Annotated in this window: 20 protein-coding genes; 15 read left to right on the top strand and 5 right to left on the bottom strand. The window is 55.6% G+C overall.

The window, feature by feature from the left end:
• Window positions 1-44: 44 nt before the first annotated feature.
• The 5 genes from VGJ94_18490 to VGJ94_18470 all read right to left on the bottom strand — a co-directional run bounded on the left by VGJ94_18490 (window position 45) and on the right by VGJ94_18470 (window position 3,860).
• Window positions 45-404 (bottom strand): metalloregulator ArsR/SmtB family transcription factor, encoded by a 360-nt coding sequence (locus VGJ94_18490; protein ID HEY3278612.1) that lies wholly within the window; start codon window positions 402-404, stop codon window positions 45-47.
• A 769-nt stretch (window positions 405-1,173) separates the two neighbouring features.
• A complete protein-coding gene (locus VGJ94_18485) occupies window positions 1,174-1,911 on the bottom strand; it encodes a pyridoxine 5'-phosphate synthase (GenBank protein ID HEY3278611.1) in 738 nt (245 codons plus the stop codon).
• 115 nt (window positions 1,912-2,026) lie between these two features.
• Window positions 2,027-2,272 carry a UXX-star (seleno)protein family 1 gene (locus tag VGJ94_18480; GenBank protein ID HEY3278610.1) on the bottom strand — a complete coding sequence of 82 codons (246 nt, stop codon included), beginning with the start codon at window positions 2,270-2,272 and terminating at the stop codon, window positions 2,027-2,029.
• Between the two features lie 48 nt (window positions 2,273-2,320).
• On the bottom strand, window positions 2,321-3,415 hold the full coding sequence (gene arsB / locus VGJ94_18475) for an ACR3 family arsenite efflux transporter (protein ID HEY3278609.1): 1,095 nt from the start codon (window positions 3,413-3,415) through the stop codon (window positions 2,321-2,323).
• Window positions 3,416-3,446: 31 nt separating this feature from the next.
• Window positions 3,447-3,860, bottom strand: coding sequence for a metalloregulator ArsR/SmtB family transcription factor (locus tag VGJ94_18470; GenBank protein ID HEY3278608.1), 414 nt, complete (start codon window positions 3,858-3,860; stop codon window positions 3,447-3,449).
• A gap of 154 nt (window positions 3,861-4,014) precedes the next feature.
• On the opposite strand from VGJ94_18470, the gene VGJ94_18465 reads away from it, so the two are divergent.
• The 15 genes from VGJ94_18465 (at window position 4,015) to VGJ94_18395 (ending at window position 16,368) form a co-directional block, all read left to right on the top strand.
• Window positions 4,015-4,335: a metalloregulator ArsR/SmtB family transcription factor gene (locus tag VGJ94_18465; protein ID HEY3278607.1), complete on the top strand. Its 321-nt coding sequence runs from the start codon at window positions 4,015-4,017 to the stop codon at window positions 4,333-4,335.
• Between the two features lie 16 nt (window positions 4,336-4,351).
• Window positions 4,352-4,582, top strand: a complete 231-nt coding sequence (locus VGJ94_18460; protein HEY3278606.1) for a thioredoxin family protein — start codon at window positions 4,352-4,354, stop codon at window positions 4,580-4,582.
• Window positions 4,583-4,656: 74 nt separating this feature from the next.
• The gene (locus VGJ94_18455; protein HEY3278605.1) at window positions 4,657-5,031 is read left to right on the top strand and encodes a putative zinc-binding protein; all 375 of its coding nucleotides are present in this window, start codon (window positions 4,657-4,659) and stop codon (window positions 5,029-5,031) included.
• A 29-nt stretch (window positions 5,032-5,060) separates the two neighbouring features.
• Entirely contained in the window at window positions 5,061-6,014 is a 954-nt protein-coding gene (locus VGJ94_18450; GenBank protein ID HEY3278604.1) for a thioredoxin domain-containing protein, read from the top strand.
• Window positions 6,011-6,169 carry a hypothetical protein gene (locus tag VGJ94_18445; protein ID HEY3278603.1) on the top strand — a complete coding sequence of 53 codons (159 nt, stop codon included), beginning with the start codon at window positions 6,011-6,013 and terminating at the stop codon, window positions 6,167-6,169. Before VGJ94_18450 ends, VGJ94_18445 begins: the two co-directional genes overlap by 4 nt.
• An 80-nt stretch (window positions 6,170-6,249) precedes the next feature.
• Window positions 6,250-6,693: a thioredoxin family protein gene (locus tag VGJ94_18440; protein ID HEY3278602.1), complete on the top strand. Its 444-nt coding sequence runs from the start codon at window positions 6,250-6,252 to the stop codon at window positions 6,691-6,693.
• The gene (locus tag VGJ94_18435) at window positions 6,690-7,391 is read left to right on the top strand and encodes a cytochrome c biogenesis protein CcdA (protein HEY3278601.1); all 702 of its coding nucleotides are present in this window, start codon (window positions 6,690-6,692) and stop codon (window positions 7,389-7,391) included. Before VGJ94_18440 ends, VGJ94_18435 begins: the two co-directional genes overlap by 4 nt.
• 42 nt (window positions 7,392-7,433) lie before the next feature.
• The gene (locus VGJ94_18430; protein HEY3278600.1) at window positions 7,434-8,384 is read left to right on the top strand and encodes a permease; all 951 of its coding nucleotides are present in this window, start codon (window positions 7,434-7,436) and stop codon (window positions 8,382-8,384) included.
• A 218-nt stretch (window positions 8,385-8,602) separates the two neighbouring features.
• On the top strand, window positions 8,603-8,761 hold the full coding sequence (locus VGJ94_18425; GenBank protein ID HEY3278599.1) for a hypothetical protein: 159 nt from the start codon (window positions 8,603-8,605) through the stop codon (window positions 8,759-8,761).
• 93 nt (window positions 8,762-8,854) lie between these two features.
• Complete coding sequence (locus tag VGJ94_18420; GenBank protein HEY3278598.1) at window positions 8,855-9,310, top strand: hypothetical protein; 456 nt, start codon at window positions 8,855-8,857, stop codon at window positions 9,308-9,310.
• A gap of 140 nt (window positions 9,311-9,450) precedes the next feature.
• The gene (locus tag VGJ94_18415) at window positions 9,451-9,882 is read left to right on the top strand and encodes a hypothetical protein (GenBank protein HEY3278597.1); all 432 of its coding nucleotides are present in this window, start codon (window positions 9,451-9,453) and stop codon (window positions 9,880-9,882) included.
• Window positions 9,883-10,010: 128 nt separating this feature from the next.
• Window positions 10,011-10,316: a hypothetical protein gene (locus VGJ94_18410; GenBank protein ID HEY3278596.1), complete on the top strand. Its 306-nt coding sequence runs from the start codon at window positions 10,011-10,013 to the stop codon at window positions 10,314-10,316.
• Between the two features lie 135 nt (window positions 10,317-10,451).
• Window positions 10,452-13,670 (top strand): efflux RND transporter permease subunit, encoded by a 3,219-nt coding sequence (locus VGJ94_18405; GenBank protein HEY3278595.1) that lies wholly within the window; start codon window positions 10,452-10,454, stop codon window positions 13,668-13,670.
• Window positions 13,667-14,872 (top strand): efflux RND transporter periplasmic adaptor subunit, encoded by a 1,206-nt coding sequence (locus VGJ94_18400; GenBank protein ID HEY3278594.1) that lies wholly within the window; start codon window positions 13,667-13,669, stop codon window positions 14,870-14,872. Before VGJ94_18405 ends, VGJ94_18400 begins: the two co-directional genes overlap by 4 nt.
• Window positions 14,869-16,368: an efflux transporter outer membrane subunit gene (locus VGJ94_18395; GenBank protein HEY3278593.1), complete on the top strand. Its 1,500-nt coding sequence runs from the start codon at window positions 14,869-14,871 to the stop codon at window positions 16,366-16,368. The genes VGJ94_18400 and VGJ94_18395 overlap by 4 nt, the downstream gene beginning before the upstream one ends.
• The last annotated feature ends 564 nt before the right edge of the window (window positions 16,369-16,932 follow it).

Here is a 16,932-nt window from a genome sequence, read left to right as displayed (position 1 = left end):
ACCCTCCTTCGGTTATTCTTCTTTTTGATGCTATTTCGCCTTGGTCACTCCCCATTCATCCATTGACGCATAAAGCGCATCGGCGTGCAGCGCATCGTCCGCTCAGGCTCCTCATCTTCCTGTTTGATCGGCACGCCTCCGAGAGAAGCCAGGAGGTCGATAAGAGCCGGCTCCGTGATGCGGTAGTAGATGAACGCGCCCTTCCTTTCGGTCGTGAGTATCCCGCTTTCCCGTAACGGCCTGAGATGAAAAGAAACGAGTGTCTGGGAAAGGCTCGTTTCCTGCATGATCTCCGTTACGGGCTTCGCGCCTTTTCCGATGGCAAAGATGATCCTGAGGCGGTTAGGATCATTCAGAAGTTTAAAAAGCCTTGAGAGAAGTTCAATTGTGCCGTCTGTTACCATATGAGTTATCCCTTATATGAGTATGTACTAATATAATATCCTCGGCGGGCACTGTCAAGGCCACGCCCTATAAGGAATTATTTTGCCATTGCCGGTCACCTGCGGTTGCAGGCGAGCGCTCATGTGACGGCAGCTTCTTATCGTGAACCTACCGGGATCTTACGTGAGAGTCATGATGCTGCGGCTTTTAAAGTTGGGGAACCGGAAAGGATAAAGCTCGGACCGCCCTCATTTTGTCAGATTCTTCAGGCAGCCTGTCGGCAACAAGCAGGAGAGCGCGTAGCGGGCGGATACAGTATGATAAGAATGCTCTTGACTCTCGTGCCCGTTGCCATTTCTCTAGCGACTCAACAACACCCTCCACTCGCGGGCAGCTTCGATGTCAGGTTAAACCCTGAACCGTTGGGGGAATCCACGAAATCGATCCGTATGGGCTTTGCTTCATTAAAAAGATTTTTGTCGATCACAAAGGCTATTCCTTGTTCGGTGAATGTTACGTCATTTTCTTGCGGCTCATCCAGAGCCATACCCAGTTTGGGCCCGCCTCAGCCGGGCTGCGAGAGTATTCTGATGGAGCGGGGCCCTTGGTCTTTCACCAGGAAATCTCTGATCATGCCGACTGCTTTTTCCGTAACCGTAAACATGTGTACCCTCCTTTAATATTCATTTCGTCTATTTCCATCGTCTTTCATTGAACGTCCGGTGTGCCGTCGCCACCATAGGTTCTCGCCCCAATAGGCATGTTGCCCCCAAAGGTATTCCCGGGCCACTATTCCAATACATCCAGCATCTCTCCCACTGCTCTTGCCAACCCGACAGTAGCGGACCTTTCGACTATCGAACGTCCGACCACTACTTCCACGAGTCCCCTGGCATCCAGGAGATTCTCGATGTTCGCGTAGCTGAGGCCGTGCCCGGCGCTGATTTTTAACCCGAGTTTTGCGGCATGATCCGCTGCACCGTAAATGCGCTTGAGTTCTTCGTCAACTGCGGACCTGTCTATGGCGCTCCCATATGCGCCGGTATGGATTTCTACCTGATCGGCCTCGCATGCCTTCGATAGCTCAACCATCTCAAGATCAAAGTTAATCGACAGGGATACCGGTATGTTCTGATCATGGAAAAGTTTAATGGTGTCTTTGATCCTGAGCATATCCCGTCTGAGATCGAGGCCGCCTTCGGTGGTTACTTCGTCTTTAGCCGAGGCGAGGGTGATCAAATCGGGCTTCACTTTTTCTGCAATGCCGATCATCTCGTCCGAGAGCCTTATTTCAAGATTAAACCCTTCCCGAATTGCATTCCGTATCGCCAGGGCATCCGTGAGCTGTATGCAGCATCCGTCCTGTCGCAGGCTGACCGTAATGCCGCTGCAGCCCGCCTTCTTGCATATCGCCGCGCTTTCCACGAGGTCGGGCCCAGTCGTTTTCTGGGCCTGCCCCAAAGCTGCGATGCAGGTAATATTCACGCTCAATGATGTTCGCGGTCGTTGTACTCCTCCGTATGGCATGGGGCGCCTCCATCTCTTAATAGAAAGGTCGCATCGTTTCCTTCCTGCGCTTTCACATACGCAGACTCCGGATATCGGTGGTCGTGGCCTCGCGCCGGGAGACCTATTTAATCGATCAGGTTCCGCCGAAGAGAGGGATTCCTCCGCGCAGGGAAACATCGCCGACGAAACCGATGGCCACTTTCTCCCCGTCAACGATAACCGGAACTTGCATTTTCCCCCCGGAGTAAGAGAGCATCTCTTCCATTCCTTTCCGGTCTTCATACACGTTCACATAGACCGCCCTGTCGCCGTAGGCTGCCCGAGCCTGCGCACAGTAAGGTCAGCCATCCGTGCCGTAAATAATGATCTTGTCGGACATACTGCTCCTCCTTATGTATGGAGATTGCCGGCCCCGGCCTTTCTCCCATCAGTCTTTGCACGTATAATAACACACCCCCGTAGGCGTCTCCTTGGCGTAGGGGAAATACTTCTTCTTGAACCAGAGGGACAGGTGGACGAGGTTAATGAGCACCGGCACCTCCACAAGAGGGCCGATCACGGCGGCGAAGGCAGCCCCCGAATTGATCCCGAAAACGGCGACCGCCACAGCGATGGCAAGCTCGAAATTGTTCGACGCGGCCGTAAAGGAGAGGGTCGCTGCCTGTCCGTAATGGGCATTCGCCTTTGCGCTCATATAGAAGGAGACGAGAAACATGATGATAAAGTAGATGAGCAGCGGTATGGCGATCCTCACTACGTCCATCGGGATCTTTACAATGTACTCACCCTTCAGAGAAAACATGACGAGGATGGTAAAAAGGAGGGCGATGAGGGTAAGGGGGCTGATTTTCGGTATGAATTTTTCATGATACCATTTCTTGTCTTTGATCTTGATCAGGGCGAACCGTGTAATAACGCCGGCAATGAAAGGGATACCCAGGTAAATGAAGACGCTCTCGGCGATCTGGCCGATAGTGATATTGACCACCATACCCTTGAGCCCCAGGAGGGGCGGAAGGACCGTGATAAATATGTAGGCATAGACGGAAAAGAAAAGGACCTGGAATATGGAATTGAAAGCCACGAGACCCGCGCAGTACTCCGTATCTCCCTTTGCGAGGTCGTTCCAGACGATGACCATGGCAATGCAGCGGGCCAGGCCGATCATGATGAGCCCCACCATGTATTCCGGGTAGCCACGGAGGAATATGATGGCGAGGAGAAACATAAGGATGGGCCCCACCACCCAGTTCTGCACGAGGGAGAGGCCCAAAACCTTGAAGTTCTTGAATACCTCTCCCAACTCCTCATACTTTACCTTTGCCAGCGGTGGGTACATCATGAGGATGAGCCCTATGGCGATGGGAATGTTGGTTGTCCCGGACTGGAACTGGTTCCAGAAATCGACGACCCCCGGAGAAAAATAGCCCCATCCCACCCCTATGAACATGGCCAGGAAAATCCATAACGTGAGGAATCGGTCCAAAAAAGAGAGTTTTCTGCTGAGCTGTTCTCCGGCCATACCTCTAATACCTCCTTTCGCTCGTCAAGATTTATTTTTTGCGGCCTTCGGCTCTTCTCGTCGCTGCGCCTTCGGGCGGAACGGGCGACGCTGTTTTCGTGCCTCCTGCCTCACATATCTTCTTCGCCTTTACTTCTTCCATCTTTGCCATATCCGCTTTAGACCAACCGAGGGAAGACAGGCGTTCCCGGATAAAGTCGAGCTGAGCTCCCGCCACATCATGGAGTGGTTCTTTTATGGAATAGTGCATCCACGTACCCACCCGTTTACTGTTCACCAGTCCTGAATTTCTTAAGTATGCGAGGTGCCGGGATATTTTGGATTGCGGCTCGTCGAAGATCGCCATGAGATCGCACACGCACAGCTCGCCGTGAGTGAGGAGCATGAGGATCCTGAGCCGCATCTCTTCGGAAAGGGCTTTGTACAATTGAATGGTCTGTTCCACTTCGCGGTCTCCTTTATTGCTGTAACCGTATATGCGGATATAAAGATGTATATCATCCCATGTTACACGTAGTCAAGACGGAGTTACAAAAATATTTGTTGACATACTGTTGCCGTGTTGGTATTATTACCAATAACACAACAGGAGGGAAGGGATGCTCACTTTTGAGGAAGCTGAAATTCGAAGCAAGGTCATAAAGGCCATGGCTCACCCCGTTCGCCTTATGATCGTGGACGCGCTGAAAGACGGCGAGACAACATTTGCGAAGATCAATAAGATGTTCGAGTCCGACAAGTCGACCATATCGAAGCACCTGCTGGTACTCAAGGATGCGGGCATCCTCTCTTCGCGGAAGGCGGGGATAGAGATGATATACCGCCTCGAAACGCCATGTATCGTCGATTTCTTTGGCTGTGTCACGGGCGTCATAGAGAATAATGTAAAGAGACAGCAAATCTGTCTGTGTAAGAAATAATAATGGAGGTGCAGGTATGAAGAAGATACAGATATTGGGAACAGGGTGTGCAAAATGTGTGAAGCTCGCCGCCAACGCGGAACAGGCAGCCAAGTCGGCCGGGATAGAGGTTGAGATTCAGAAGGTAACTGACATTAAGGAGATCATGGGCTATGGCGTTATGATGACGCCGGGTCTCGTGGTGGACGGCGTGGTGAAAACAGTAGGAAAGGTTCTGTCACCCGAGGAGATCAAGAAGTTCCTCTAATTGCCTTATGCCGACGGGTGGCTGAAGAAAATCCGCTCCCCTTGACGGGAGGAGGAATATAAGGGAGGTGCCCTATGTTGGAAGAAAAAGATACATGCTGCGGCGCGAGCATGAAGACCCTTATCCTGGCGTGCTCCGGCCGTTCGAATGTGGGCCAGGTGGCGAACAATGTAATGATCGAGATGGACAAGAGGGGCGTGGGGAACGCATTTTGCCTTGCCGGAGTGGGCGCAGACCTGTCGGGATTTGTGGAGAGCGCCAGGGCGGGCAGGACCATCCTTATCGACGGGTGCCCGGTGGGCTGTGGCAAGAAAATGTTCGAGAAGCACGGAATAACGCCGTCGCGCTACTTTGTGGCCACCGAATTGGGCATCGAGAAGACGAATGCCTTCGACAAGCTCACCGAGGAGACCGGGAAAGCCCTGGACCAGATTATAGTAAACATCTGATGCCATAAGGCCGGAGGAGATGAAAGGAGATGAGCAGCGTTCTCGTGTGGCTCATAGGGAAAAGATACATCATCAATGTGATTCTCGCCCTTCTGGCGGTGAGTATCGAGGTCTTCTACAGTATCTGCGGAGGTTCGTGCTCGTACCTCAAGGGCGAGGTCTTCGGTATGGGCCTTCAGTACATCGGGATTGCCTATATGGCCTTCATCATCTTTTTGAGCATCACTAAGAAAGACAGGCTTCTCATCCTCGTCCTTTCGGCGGGGGTGGCGGTTGAAGTATATCTTGTGGGATTCCATGTGTGGTATGACACGTACTGCCCTTACTGTCTCGCATTCGGAGGAACGCTCATGGTCATGTTTTTGTTGAACATCCGTAAAGACCGGTTGAAGCCGGCCCTTCTCTCGGGGGTGATCGCCCTCGCTCTCTTTTCTTTCTTTTTCAAAGGTTCCGCGACACCCGTATATGCAGCGGAGACCCTTGTCCCTTCCTTCGGGTCCGGGAAAGTGATGGTAAGGCTCTATACAGACTACTTCTGCCCGCCCTGCAGGGGCGCGGAACCTAAAATAGAACCGTTGATCGCCGAACTGGTGAAGAAGAATATCATCAACCTCACCTTTGTCGATACGCCTCTCTACAAGGCATCTCCCCTCTATGGCCGGTATTTTGTCTACATATTGAATGAGAAGAAAGATCTTGACCTTGCCCTGAAAGCGCGGTCCGTCCTTATGGACGCAGCGCGCGAAGATATAGGGGATCAGTCGAAACTGGAAGAATACCTGACGAACAAAGGCATAAAATTCACTCCCTTCGACGCAAAACAGACCTTCAACGTCATAAACGGTTATCTCAAGGAAGACAAGATAATATCGACGCCCAGCTGCGTGGTGGTACAGGACGGCAAGGCGGCAAAATATACCGGTGGGACGGATATCGTGAACGCCCTGGAGGGCCTGAAACAGGCCGCTAAGAAGAAGCCATGAAATTGTTATCCAAGAATATCGCCTTGAAAATGACCATTGTGGTTCTGCTTTTTCTCACCTTCGGCATGACCCTGTGCGCCTGTTCCATGAGCTGCAGGATGCCTCCGAAGGATGCCCGGGGCAACCCCACGGTGTTGCAACACCCCGACAGGTGATGGAGAAGCAGATGGGCATAAGTTACGAGCGGCCGGAGGAGCAACCTCCTTTGGCGAAAAATATCTCACTCGGAGGAACAATGACATTATTTAACGTGAAGAGAACATATCTATGGGTTGCGCTGCTGACGGCTGCACTCGCGGTAATTTGTCTGCCATGGCCCGCAGCCGCACAGAGCAAAGGCGCGAAGACGCCGCTTCCCGCAAAGGCCATCCCTCTCATGGTGGACGTAGGGGCGAAGAAATGTATTCCCTGCAAGATGATGGCGCCTATTTTGGAAGACCTGAAAAAGGAATATGAAGGGATCTTCATGGTGGAGTTCATAGACGTATGGGAAAACCCCGAAGCCTCGGACAAATACCGCGTACGGGGCATACCGACCCAGATATTCTATGATGCATCGGGAAAGGAGTTTTACCGCCATACGGGATACTTCTCCAAGGAACAGATACTCGACACTTTCAGGAAACAAGGCTTTGACGTGAAGAAGCCGGGTAAACAGGAGAAAGGCCGGACGTCATGATCGAGCAACTCTTCATCACGCTCAATTCCGCAGTCGAGGGAACACCCGCCTTTGCCCTTTCCGGCGCATTCCTCTGGGGCGTCCTCAGCATGGTCTTAAGCCCCTGCCACCTTTCGAGCATCCCTCTCGTCGTGGGGTTCATCGACGAACAAGGCCGTATCGCGACAAAAAGGGCCTTTTTCATTTCTCTCCTCTTCTCCGCGGGACTCATGGTGAGCATCGCGGCGATCGGCATAATCACCGCCATGGCGGGGCGCATGATGGGTGATGTGGGCCGGTACGGAAACTACTTTGTCGCGGCAGTTTTCTTTTTGGTTGCCCTCCATCTCTTCGACCTCATCCCCATGCCCTGGTCCGGTCCCGGACGAATCGGGATGACGCGGAAAGGGACATTCGCCGCCTTCATTCTCGGGCTCATCTTCGGCGTCGCCCTGGGCCCTTGCACCTTTGCATACATGGCGCCCATGCTGACCATCACCTTCCAGCTCGCCGCCACGAAGCTATGGTACGGGATTCTTCTCCTTCTGGCTTATGCGGTCGGCCACTGCTCCATTATCGTGCTGGCAGGAACCTTCACGGAGCTGGTCCAACGATACCTGAACTGGAATGAAAAGTCGAAAGGGCCTCTCGTGGTGAAAAGGGTGTGCGGCGCCTTTGTGGTTCTTGGCGGAATTTATTTGATCTATACAACCGTCTGACCATGGTTCTGACGGCTGGTTGCGGGAAAAAGGAGGTACGCAATGCTGAGTAGCTTTTCAAAATATGTAGTCTACGATCTTTTCAGAATGGCTCCGAACACTAATCTTTCCGGCGCCCTGGAATTCTTCATCTACGACACGATCAAGATTTTCCTCCTTCTTATGGTTATCATCTTCGCCATCTCCCTGGTAAGGAGCTTCTTCCCTCCGGAAAAGACAAGGAAGATCCTTTCTCACAAGAGGGAATTCATAGGGAACATACTCGCTGCCCTGCTCGGGGTGGTGACTCCCTTTTGCTCATGCTCGGCAGTGCCCCTTTTCATCGGGTTCGTGGAAGGGGGCGTGCCCCTGGGTGTCACTTTTTCGTTTCTCATCTCGTCGCCTATGGTCAATGAGGTGGCGATCGTCCTGCTCTGGGGGCTCTTCGGGTGGAAGGTAACCGCCCTCTATATCGGTACAGGCCTCTGTGTAGCCATGCTCGGCGGGTATATAATAGGAAAGCTGAAACTCGAGAGATGGGTGGAAGAGTATGTCTATCAGATGCATATGGGCGAGGGCCAGGAGCTGGGACCGCAAACCTTCAGGGACCGGATCGACTACGCGAAATCGAATACGAAGGAGATCCTCGGTAAGATCTGGTTCTATGTGATCATCGCCATCGGCATCGGAGGATTCATTCACGGTTATGTGCCCGAGGACTTTCTCGTCAAATACGCGGGAAAGGGGAATATTTTTGCTGTCCCCATCGCCGTGGCCCTTGGGGTGCCTCTTTATTCAAATGCCGCGGGTGTGATCCCCATAGTGTACGCCCTCATGCAGAAAGGGTTGACCCTCGGCACCACGCTCGCCTTTATGATGGCGGTCACCGCCCTGTCGCTGCCGGAAATGATCATTTTGCGAAAGGTTCTCAAAGTGAGGCTCCTGGCGGTTTTTGTGGGTATCATGACCGTGACTATAATGGCGGTGGGATATCTCTTTAACGCGATCATGTAGTGAGCTGATGGGCAAGTCCCTGCGCGGGCTGTCGGTCGTGCTGTCCTGGGAACGTGGGAGGGAGGCCTTTTCTGCTTTCAGTAATCCGCTCCGTCGGGGGCGCCATTCCGACTTCACCGGAAACTTAAAGGCAACACGGAAAAAAATAACCAGCGAGGTCCTTTGCGCGATTGCCGTTACAATGATATGGAAACTTAGGTAACGCTCCAGGAGACTGTATGAAAGAGAAAGCAGTGGTGACATTCAAGACAGAAGAAATATACGAACTGAAAAGGATTTTGCTCGACAATGACAGGGATGGGGCGATGAGATATCTAAGAGATCTCGCCAGAAGGATAGACGACGCCATGGTGACGAAAATGAAGGCTCACGTCTGACGTCGGTTCAAAGAATAGATGAGCAAAACTGTAACCGGACAGGCTCAATGACAAGCAGAAACAAACAACCCGCATGACCTCAAAGGAGGGGCTATGAAGAAAATAGCGGTAGTAATGGGAATAATTGCGGTATTCAGCCTCTTTCTCGCCACGGACTCGTTTGCGCAGGGGCGGATGAAATGGCAGGGAAGCGGCGGATGGGGTATGGGAACGCCTTACCAGAGGATGTACGACCCTTCGAAGGTGGAAACTATTTCGGGAACCGTGGAATCAGTGAACCAGGTCGCCCCCATGAAGGGGATGTACCGGGCGGTCGAGATAGTGGTAAAGACGGACAAAGAGACGATCCCCGTCCATCTGGGTCCCGAATGGTACATCGGGAGGCTCGATACGAAAATAGTCAAGGGCGACTCAATCGAAGTCAAGGGCTCTCGCATAACCTTTGACGGGAAACCCGCTATAATAGCCGCAGAGGTGAAGAAAGGTGAGAATATTCTGGTGCTCCGGGATGCCGCGGGGGTACCTGTCTGGGCAGGGTGGCGGAGGTAATGTGCTGCCGGGGCAGGTGCCGCTTCGAGCCTGGGCGGAACCTGCCCTCTTCACAATTCTTCACAATCTCTTCGAGACTCCTTCATACTGGCCGCCTATAATGGGTATATGAAGTAATTCCACGGAAGGAGGAAAAAGAGATGAAAAAGAGTTGGGTAGTGGCAGTGGTTGCAGTATTGGGAATCGGTCTTCTTTACACCTCTGCCTTTGCGCAGTGGGGCATGGGCTGCGGCGGTGGGCGAGGCTACGGGTACGGAGCCGTAAACGGCAAGCCGGTGGACGTAGCCGCGTTCCAGACGTTCCAGAAGGAGACCCTTCCCCTGAGGGACGAGATGATGGTCAAGAGGCTGGAATTGAGAAACGAGTATGGAAAAGAAAAAGCGGACCAGAACCGGATTGCCGCACTCGAGAAAGAAGTGATTGATCTTCGTGCAAAGATCCAGGCTTCGGCGGAGAAACAGGGATTTACTGCGGCTGGTTTCGGTCCCGGCACAGCGGGACGGGGCCCCGGCTGGAGAGGTCAGCGGTTCGCCGGTCGCGGCTATGGTGAGCGAAATTGTCCGATGTGGTGAGCGCGGCGAATTCTCGCGAGGGTGAGACTCTCCCCGGAAGATTCGCGGAGGGTCTCACCGGTTGCTTCTGTGGCGCGTACGGGTCAAGGTAAAACGGGGAAGAAAGTTATTCATGGAAGGGTATATCGATGAGCAGAAAACGCCATAGAATAATAGCCGTATTAGCGGCATGGGCGCTGATCGTTGCGGTCGCGACCATGATATCGCTCAACTGCGCCCAAAATATTTCCAAGGGATGTGTCTTTTCCCAGAAAGTCAAACTCAGCGTGGGCCTTCGCGATTCGCTCACGTCCACGCACAACGCCGACATGGCGGCCCTCCCCCCTTCCGCACCTGCGGTACATGAGCAGTTGCTTATCCTCTCTGCGGAAACTATAGATACTTTCCGCTTCATCGCAGCTCAACCCCAAGAAACTCCGCCCCTTCGCTGCTAAGCCGCGAATACCCGTGGCAGGCTTTTGACGCGACCCGGAGATCCGGGCTTGCATTAACGGCTCTTTCGCAGGCAGGGGGTAAATGAAGGCGGTCTCTTTGCCTCCCCCGAGAACACCTTCAGGAGGAAACGAATCATGTGGATTGTAAAACTCGCCTTACGCAGGCCCTACACCTTTCTGGTGGCTGCGCTGGTGCTTTTACTACTGGCGCCGTTGGTAATGCTTCGCACGCCGACGGACATATTCCCGGAGGTCAACATTCCGGTTATCGGCGTGGTCTGGACCTACAATGGTCTGAACGCCAAGGAGATGGAAGACCGCGTCCTTTACAACCATGAGCGCATGATAAGCACCCTGGTCAACGATATCGAGCATATCGAGTCGACCGCCTACAACGGGGTGGGGGTGATCAAGGTATTCCTGCAGCCGGGCGGCTCGGTCTCGGACGGGATAGCCCAGATTACGGCCAGCGGGCAGGCGGTTCTGCGATTTCTCCCGCCGGGGATCATCCCGCCCTTCATTATCAGGTACAATGCGTCCTCGGTACCAATCCTCCAGTACAGTATTGCAAGCAAGAAATTCTCCGAGCAGGAACTGCAGGACATGGCGATGAACTACGTCAAGATCGGCCTTTCATCCATCAGGGGCGCCTCCGTGCCCTATCCCGCCGGCGGGAAAGCCAGGCTTGTCGCCGTAGATATAGATCAGGCGGCGATGCAGGCAAAGAACGTGACCTCTCAGGAGGTGGTCAGCGCCTTCAATGCCCAGAACTTTGTCCTTCCCAGCGGCTCTGCGAAAATAGGAGTAACAGAGTACAACATCTCCATAAACAGCAATGTAGCGGCCCTCGCGGCGCTTAACGACCTTCCCGTTAAAACGGTGAACGGAGCGGTAATCAGGATCGGTGATGTGGCGCAGGTGCATGACGGCTATGCACCTCAGCAGAATGTAGTACGCCTGGACGGCGTGCGCGGTGTGCTTCTTACCGTCTTAAAGAGCGGCGCGGCGTCGACCTTGGCCGTCGTGGACAGCGTGAAGAAGACCATGCCGCGAATCTTAAGCGGCCTCCCCCCCGAGTTGGAGGCCAAGGAATTCGCCGACCAATCGCTTTTTGTCCGCGCCGCGGTAAATGGCGTGGTCAAAGAGGGCGTGATCGCCGCGGTGCTCACCGCGGTAATGATCCTGCTTTTCTTAGGCTCATGGCGAAGCACGTTCATTATAGCCCTTTCCATCCCTCTTTCCGTGCTTACCTCTCTCGTCCTTTTGAGCGCCCTGGGAGAGACCATCAACCTTATGACCTTAGGAGGGCTTGCCCTGGCAGTCGGCATTCTGGTGGACGACGCCACGGTCGAGATCGAGAACATCCATCGCCAGATGGCGCGGGGCAAGCCGAACGTGCAGGCGATCCTCGATGGAGCGCAGGAAATAGCCCTGCCGGCGCTGGTTTCAACACTGTGCATCTGCATCGTCTTCGTGCCCATGTTCTTTCTCGCGGGAGTGTCGCGTTATCTCTTCGTGCCCCTCGCCGAAGCGGTCGTATTTGCCATGCTTGCAAGCTACGTGCTTTCGAGAACACTCATCCCGACCCTGGTCATGTGGTTCTACCGCAACATTGAATATCGGGGCCATGCGGCCGAGCCGGGCGCTGTCACACCCTGGCTGCGCCCCTTCGTGAAGCTGCAGGGGAGCTTCGAGCGGGGCTTCACCCGTTTCCGGGAAGGCTACCGTCGAACGCTGGGCGCGGTATTGGCGCATCGCACTGTTTTCGCAATCCTCTTCCTCGCGTTTTGCGCCGGCAGTCTGTTTCTTATACCCGGGCTCGGCCAGGACTTCTTTCCGTCAGTCGACGCGGGCCAGTTCCGGCTGCATGTGCGCGCGCCCGGAGGGACGCGCATCGAAGAGACCGTACGGTTTGTGGACCGCGTCGAGGCAGTGATCCGGGAAGAGGTGCCGGCCGGTGAGCTTTCAGGCATCCTCGACAATATCGGCATGCCCTCGGGGGGCCTCCCGCTCGTTTACATCGATAATGGCCTCACGGGAGCTCGCGACGCCGACATCCTCGTCTCCCTGAACCATGGCCACCGTCCGACCGAAGGCTACATAAGACGCTTGCGCACTCGCTTCAACCGAGGCTTTCCCGGAGCCATCTTCTATTTTCTGCCCGCCGACATCGTGAACCAGACGATCAACTTCGGTCTGCCTGCACCCTTCGATATCCAGATCGTCGGCAGGGACCGCGATAAGAGCCGTGCCATCGCGGCAGGCCTTGCTGAAAAGATCCGCCGGATTCCGGGAGCGGTGGACGTGCGCGTACAGCAAACCGCCGATCAGCCCGAGTTCCGCTTTGCCGTCGATAGGACCAAGGCATCCCAAATCGGCCTTACCGAGCGCGATGTGGCCACCTCGGTGCTCTTGAGCTTAAGCGGCAGCAGTCAGACACAGCCCACCTTCTGGCTCAATGCGAAAAACGGCATTCAGTACCCGGTGAGCGTCCGGGTGCCCGAGCACCCCATGGACTCTCTGGCCGCGCTCAACTCGATACCGGTGAAAGCCGGTCAGCCGGATAAAAGCGTACCGCAAATTCTCGCGAACGTCGCTACCGTTGACCGGATAGCCGCATCACCCGTCTTTTCCCATTACAACGTGATGCCCGTAATCGACGTCTTCGGCGGCGTAAGCGGCCGGGACCTGGGAGGAGTGCTGCGAGACATTAAACCGATAGTCGAGGCGGCAAGAAAGCAATTGCCGAAGGGCAGTTTTATCATGCTGCGCGGACAGGCGGATACGATGAACACCAGCTTTACCGGGCTGGCCATAGGGCTCGTACTGGCCGTGGCGTTTATATACCTTCTGCTGGTCGTCTTCTTTCAAAGCTGGCTCGACCCCTTTATCATCATCACTGCCCTTCCCGGCGCTCTGGCGGGGGTGGTGTGGGGGCTCTATCTCACATTTACCACGCTCAGCGTTCCCGCCCTGATGGGCGCGATTATGAGCCTCGGGGTGGCGACGGCGAACTCCGTTCTTGTAGTGAGTTTCGCGCGAACCCACCTCAAAGAGGGCGCTGACGCCCTGACTTCGGCCTGGGAAGCCGGTATCGGCCGGCTGCGGCCTGTGCTTATGACGGCATTAGCCATGGTCATCGGGATGTTCCCCATGGCGCTCGCACTCGGTGAGGGCGGCGAGCAGAACGCTCCTCTCGGCCGGGCGGTAATCGGAGGCCTGGTGCTCGCCACCGTTGCAACGATCTTTTTCGTACCCGTCGTCTTCAGTCTGCTGCACCGGAAGAGCCCGCAAGCTCTGCAAGCCAAGGGGGCTGGTTCCATTGAAACCAAAACTAATGAGGTGCTGCCATGAGTTCCGAAAAAGACAGATCCGCAGAACAATTTAACCCGACCACCACAGCGACCCCGCCCAGCCGCTCGCCGGGCAGGTTCCGGGGCGCCGTGGCGATGATAGCGGTGTTGGTGATCATCGGCGTCGCGGTCGGTCTCATACCGCGGCTTCACCAGCGCGCCGAGCTGCGAGCCGAGACGAAGGCTCTTTCCGTTCCCACCGTTGCCGTGGTTTCACCCAAACCGGGCCAATCCACATCCGACCTGGCCCTGCCTGCCGAGGTGAAAGCGTTGGTCGAAGCACCGATTTACGCCCGTACCAACGGGTATCTCAAACAGCGGCTGGTCGACATCGGAAGCCAGGTCAAGGCAGGACAGCTTCTGGCCGAGATCGACGCGCCGGAGCTCAACCAGGAGCTCGCCCGCGCCCGGGCCCAGTTCGATCAGGCTGAGGCAGCCCTCGGGCTTTCGAAGGTTACCTCGGAGCGATGGGCGGGTCTATTGAAGACCGCGAGTGTCAGCGAACAGGAAAACGCCGAAAAACAGGCCGATTTCAAGCTCAAGACAGCCAGCGCGGAGTTTGCCCGCGCCGAGGTCAGGCGTCTCGAGAAGCTGCAGTCCTTTACCCGGATAACCGCGCCATTTGCGGGCGCCGTCACGGTTCGCAACATCGATACGGGTGATCTCATCGTCGCGGGGTCCGGGAAGGAGCTCTTCCACCTCGCCCAGACGGGGAAGGTTCGCGTATTCGTTCAGGTCCCCCAGGCGATGGCCCGGGGAATCAGGCCGGGCCAGACCGCGGAGATGACTGTTTCAGAGCTCCCCGGGCGCACGTTCAAGCCCAAGGTGATCCGCACCGCGGGCGTCATGTCCTCCGACTCCAGGACGCTCCTTGTGGAGCTTGAACTGGATAATCCGAAGGGCGAGATCATAGCGGGCGGCTATGCCCAGGTGCGGTTCACGGAGGCGAAAATGGAAGCCGCCATTACGCTCCCGTCGAATACGGTCCTTTTTCGCCCTGAGGGGCCGCGGGTGGGTGTCGTGCAGCCTGACGGCAAAGTCGAGCTGCGCGCAGTGAAGCTCGGGCGCGATTTCGGGCAAATCATTGAAATACTGGCAGGCGTGAGCCCAAAGGACAGGGTCATCGTCAACCCCTCGGATTCCCTTGCGGCCGGTGCGGCAGTGTCGGTTGTCCAGGCCGGGAACAAGGAGAAGGTCCGATGAAGACAATACGACGTTTCGTCTATCCCAGGGCGACAGGCCGCGCGATGGCTGCATTTCCGGGGTTGATAATGGTGGTCGTCGCAGTGGCGCTCAGCAGCTGCGCGGTCGGTCCGGATTACATACGTCCGGAATCGACAACTGTCCCTCCCGCGTACACGGGGATCTCCGACGAGTGGAAGGTCGCGGTCCCCCAGGCGCACCTGCCCAGGGGCAACTGGTGGGAAATCTTCGGCGACCCGGAGCTGAACCGGCTTGAAGCCGAGGCCGCTGACGCCAATCAGGACCTGAAGGCGGCCTATGCCCGTTTCAATCAGGCCCGTGCCGTGGTCGATGTGGCGAGCTCCGGTCTTTTCCCCCGTCTCTCTGCCTCCTTCTTGCCGGTCGAGCAGCGCGACTCGGAAAACAGGCCCGTCGGAGGCAGACCGGGTCAGACCTACGATACATTCACGCTGCCCTTTGACCTGAGCTATGAGCTCGATCTCTGGGGACGGGTGAGGCGCACTATCGAATCCACAACCGCTCAAATGCAGGCCGGGGCGGACGACGTCGAGTCGGTGAGACTTGCCATGCAGGCGGAAGTGGCTGCCGACTATTTCGCGATCCGCGCCCTGGATTCGGACAAGGCCCTCCTCCTTTCGAGCATCAGGGTCTTTCGCAAATCGCTGGAGCTGGTCCGCAGCCGAAGGGCGGGCGGCATGATTTCGGACCTCGATGTGGCACAGTCGGAGACCGTACTTCAGAACACGGAAGCCCTGTTGCCCGATAACGCCATACAGCGGGCAAAATTCGAACATGCCTTGGCCGTGCTCATCGGGAAGAACGCATCACTTTTCCGTGTGGCGGAGCGCCCTCTCGACCTTAATCCCTTCGTTATTCCGCCCGATGTGCCGTCGGAGCTGCTTGAGCGCAGGCCCGATGTAGCCGCCGCGGAGCGCCGCGTGGCCGCAGCGAACGCCAATATCGGCGTTGCCAAGGCAGCATTTTTCCCCACTATCAAGCTCGGCGCATCAGGCGGATACCAAACGGGAGATCTGAACGCAAATAGAAACATGAGTAACCTGTTTTATGGCTCCAGCCTGTTCTGGTCGATTGGGCCATCCGTGACGCTCCCCCTGTTCCAAGGGGGCCAGCTCCTGGCCGGACTCAATCAGGCGAAGGCTGCCTACGAAGAAACCGTCGCCCGCTATCGTCAGACCGTGCTTGCCGCTTTTGCGGACGTAGAAAACAACCTCGCTGCCGAGCATCTGCTGGCTGCCCAGTACGACAAGCTGGCAGCAGCGTCGAAGTCCGGTCGCAGGCAACTGGAAATTGCGAACAACCGCTACGATGCAGGCCTCGTCACGTATCTCGACGTGGCAACGGCCGAGAACACCTGGCTCGGGATCGAGCGGTCCGCGACGCGCCTTCGGGGTCAGCAACTGGTGGCGGTGGTCTCTCTCATCAAATCCCTTGGCGGTGGCTGGCAAGGGGCAGATAGGAATGGCCGTGGTTTCTGACAGGGGTACGCCGGCGAATATGTATCCTAGCCCTTCCGGTTTCCTCTGGCATGGTGATGCGGAAGGGTTGGCGCCTTTTTCCGATGGGGAGGAAGGGATTAGCCGGGCGGAAATCTCATGCACGTGAATTCTGGCCTTATGATGGATAGTGTGTTTTTTGTGTTGCCCTCTGTGAGGCATTGAGGTATCTATGAAGATAGGAGACAGATAATGGAAATTTGGGCGGGAGCCTTGGCAATAGCGGTTTTTGTGGGCTGCGCGGTTCTGTGTTTTTGGCTCAGGGTGCGAAGCGCGAGACGAGGGATTGCTCTTGGGTCGTGCCGGTGAAGCTCGGCTCTTCCTCTGCCGGGAGCGGAGGGTGGAGACGCAACGGGCCCGAGCGAGCTATCCGACTCAAATAATCGATTTGTTCCGCCCGAAATTTAACGAGAGATCAGTCGCACCTTTATCAGATAGATAGAATGATTTGAAAGGATGATTAAGAGTCAAATGGGTTGCTCGCTTTCCCTATAAAAATCTAGATCTTTACACGCGAGCGAAGGCTGCTCGTTGGGTCCATCTTCT

Source organism: Syntrophorhabdaceae bacterium, from assembly GCA_036504895.1.
Lineage (GTDB): Bacteria > Desulfobacterota > Syntrophorhabdia > Syntrophorhabdales > Syntrophorhabdaceae > PNOM01.
The sequence above is the reverse complement of the archived record's forward strand: the minus strand, read 5'-3'. Positions and strand labels throughout refer to the sequence as shown.

What these genes read in the sequence shown, in the direction of transcription:
- VGJ94_18435 (HEY3278601.1), top strand. Translation starts at nt 6,690, where the DNA reads ATGATCGAGCAACTCTTCATCACGCTCAATTCCGCAGTCGAGGGAACA.
- VGJ94_18415 (HEY3278597.1), top strand. Translation starts at nt 9,451, where the DNA reads ATGAAAAAGAGTTGGGTAGTGGCAGTGGTTGCAGTATTGGGAATCGGT.
- VGJ94_18410 (HEY3278596.1), top strand. Translation starts at nt 10,011, where the DNA reads ATGAGCAGAAAACGCCATAGAATAATAGCCGTATTAGCGGCATGGGCG.
- VGJ94_18450 (HEY3278604.1), top strand. Translation starts at nt 5,061, where the DNA reads ATGAGCAGCGTTCTCGTGTGGCTCATAGGGAAAAGATACATCATCAAT.
- arsB (HEY3278609.1), bottom strand. Translation starts at nt 3,415, where the DNA reads ATGGCCGGAGAACAGCTCAGCAGAAAACTCTCTTTTTTGGACCGATTC.
- VGJ94_18425 (HEY3278599.1), top strand. Translation starts at nt 8,603, where the DNA reads ATGAAAGAGAAAGCAGTGGTGACATTCAAGACAGAAGAAATATACGAA.
- VGJ94_18445 (HEY3278603.1), top strand. Translation starts at nt 6,011, where the DNA reads ATGAAATTGTTATCCAAGAATATCGCCTTGAAAATGACCATTGTGGTT.
- VGJ94_18485 (HEY3278611.1), bottom strand. Translation starts at nt 1,911, where the DNA reads ATGCCATACGGAGGAGTACAACGACCGCGAACATCATTGAGCGTGAAT.
- VGJ94_18400 (HEY3278594.1), top strand. Translation starts at nt 13,667, where the DNA reads ATGAGTTCCGAAAAAGACAGATCCGCAGAACAATTTAACCCGACCACC.
- VGJ94_18460 (HEY3278606.1), top strand. Translation starts at nt 4,352, where the DNA reads ATGAAGAAGATACAGATATTGGGAACAGGGTGTGCAAAATGTGTGAAG.
- VGJ94_18430 (HEY3278600.1), top strand. Translation starts at nt 7,434, where the DNA reads ATGCTGAGTAGCTTTTCAAAATATGTAGTCTACGATCTTTTCAGAATG.
- VGJ94_18465 (HEY3278607.1), top strand. Translation starts at nt 4,015, where the DNA reads ATGCTCACTTTTGAGGAAGCTGAAATTCGAAGCAAGGTCATAAAGGCC.
- VGJ94_18490 (HEY3278612.1), bottom strand. Translation starts at nt 404, where the DNA reads ATGGTAACAGACGGCACAATTGAACTTCTCTCAAGGCTTTTTAAACTT.
- VGJ94_18395 (HEY3278593.1), top strand. Translation starts at nt 14,869, where the DNA reads ATGAAGACAATACGACGTTTCGTCTATCCCAGGGCGACAGGCCGCGCG.
- VGJ94_18440 (HEY3278602.1), top strand. Translation starts at nt 6,250, where the DNA reads ATGACATTATTTAACGTGAAGAGAACATATCTATGGGTTGCGCTGCTG.
- VGJ94_18405 (HEY3278595.1), top strand. Translation starts at nt 10,452, where the DNA reads ATGTGGATTGTAAAACTCGCCTTACGCAGGCCCTACACCTTTCTGGTG.
- VGJ94_18420 (HEY3278598.1), top strand. Translation starts at nt 8,855, where the DNA reads ATGAAGAAAATAGCGGTAGTAATGGGAATAATTGCGGTATTCAGCCTC.
- VGJ94_18455 (HEY3278605.1), top strand. Translation starts at nt 4,657, where the DNA reads ATGTTGGAAGAAAAAGATACATGCTGCGGCGCGAGCATGAAGACCCTT.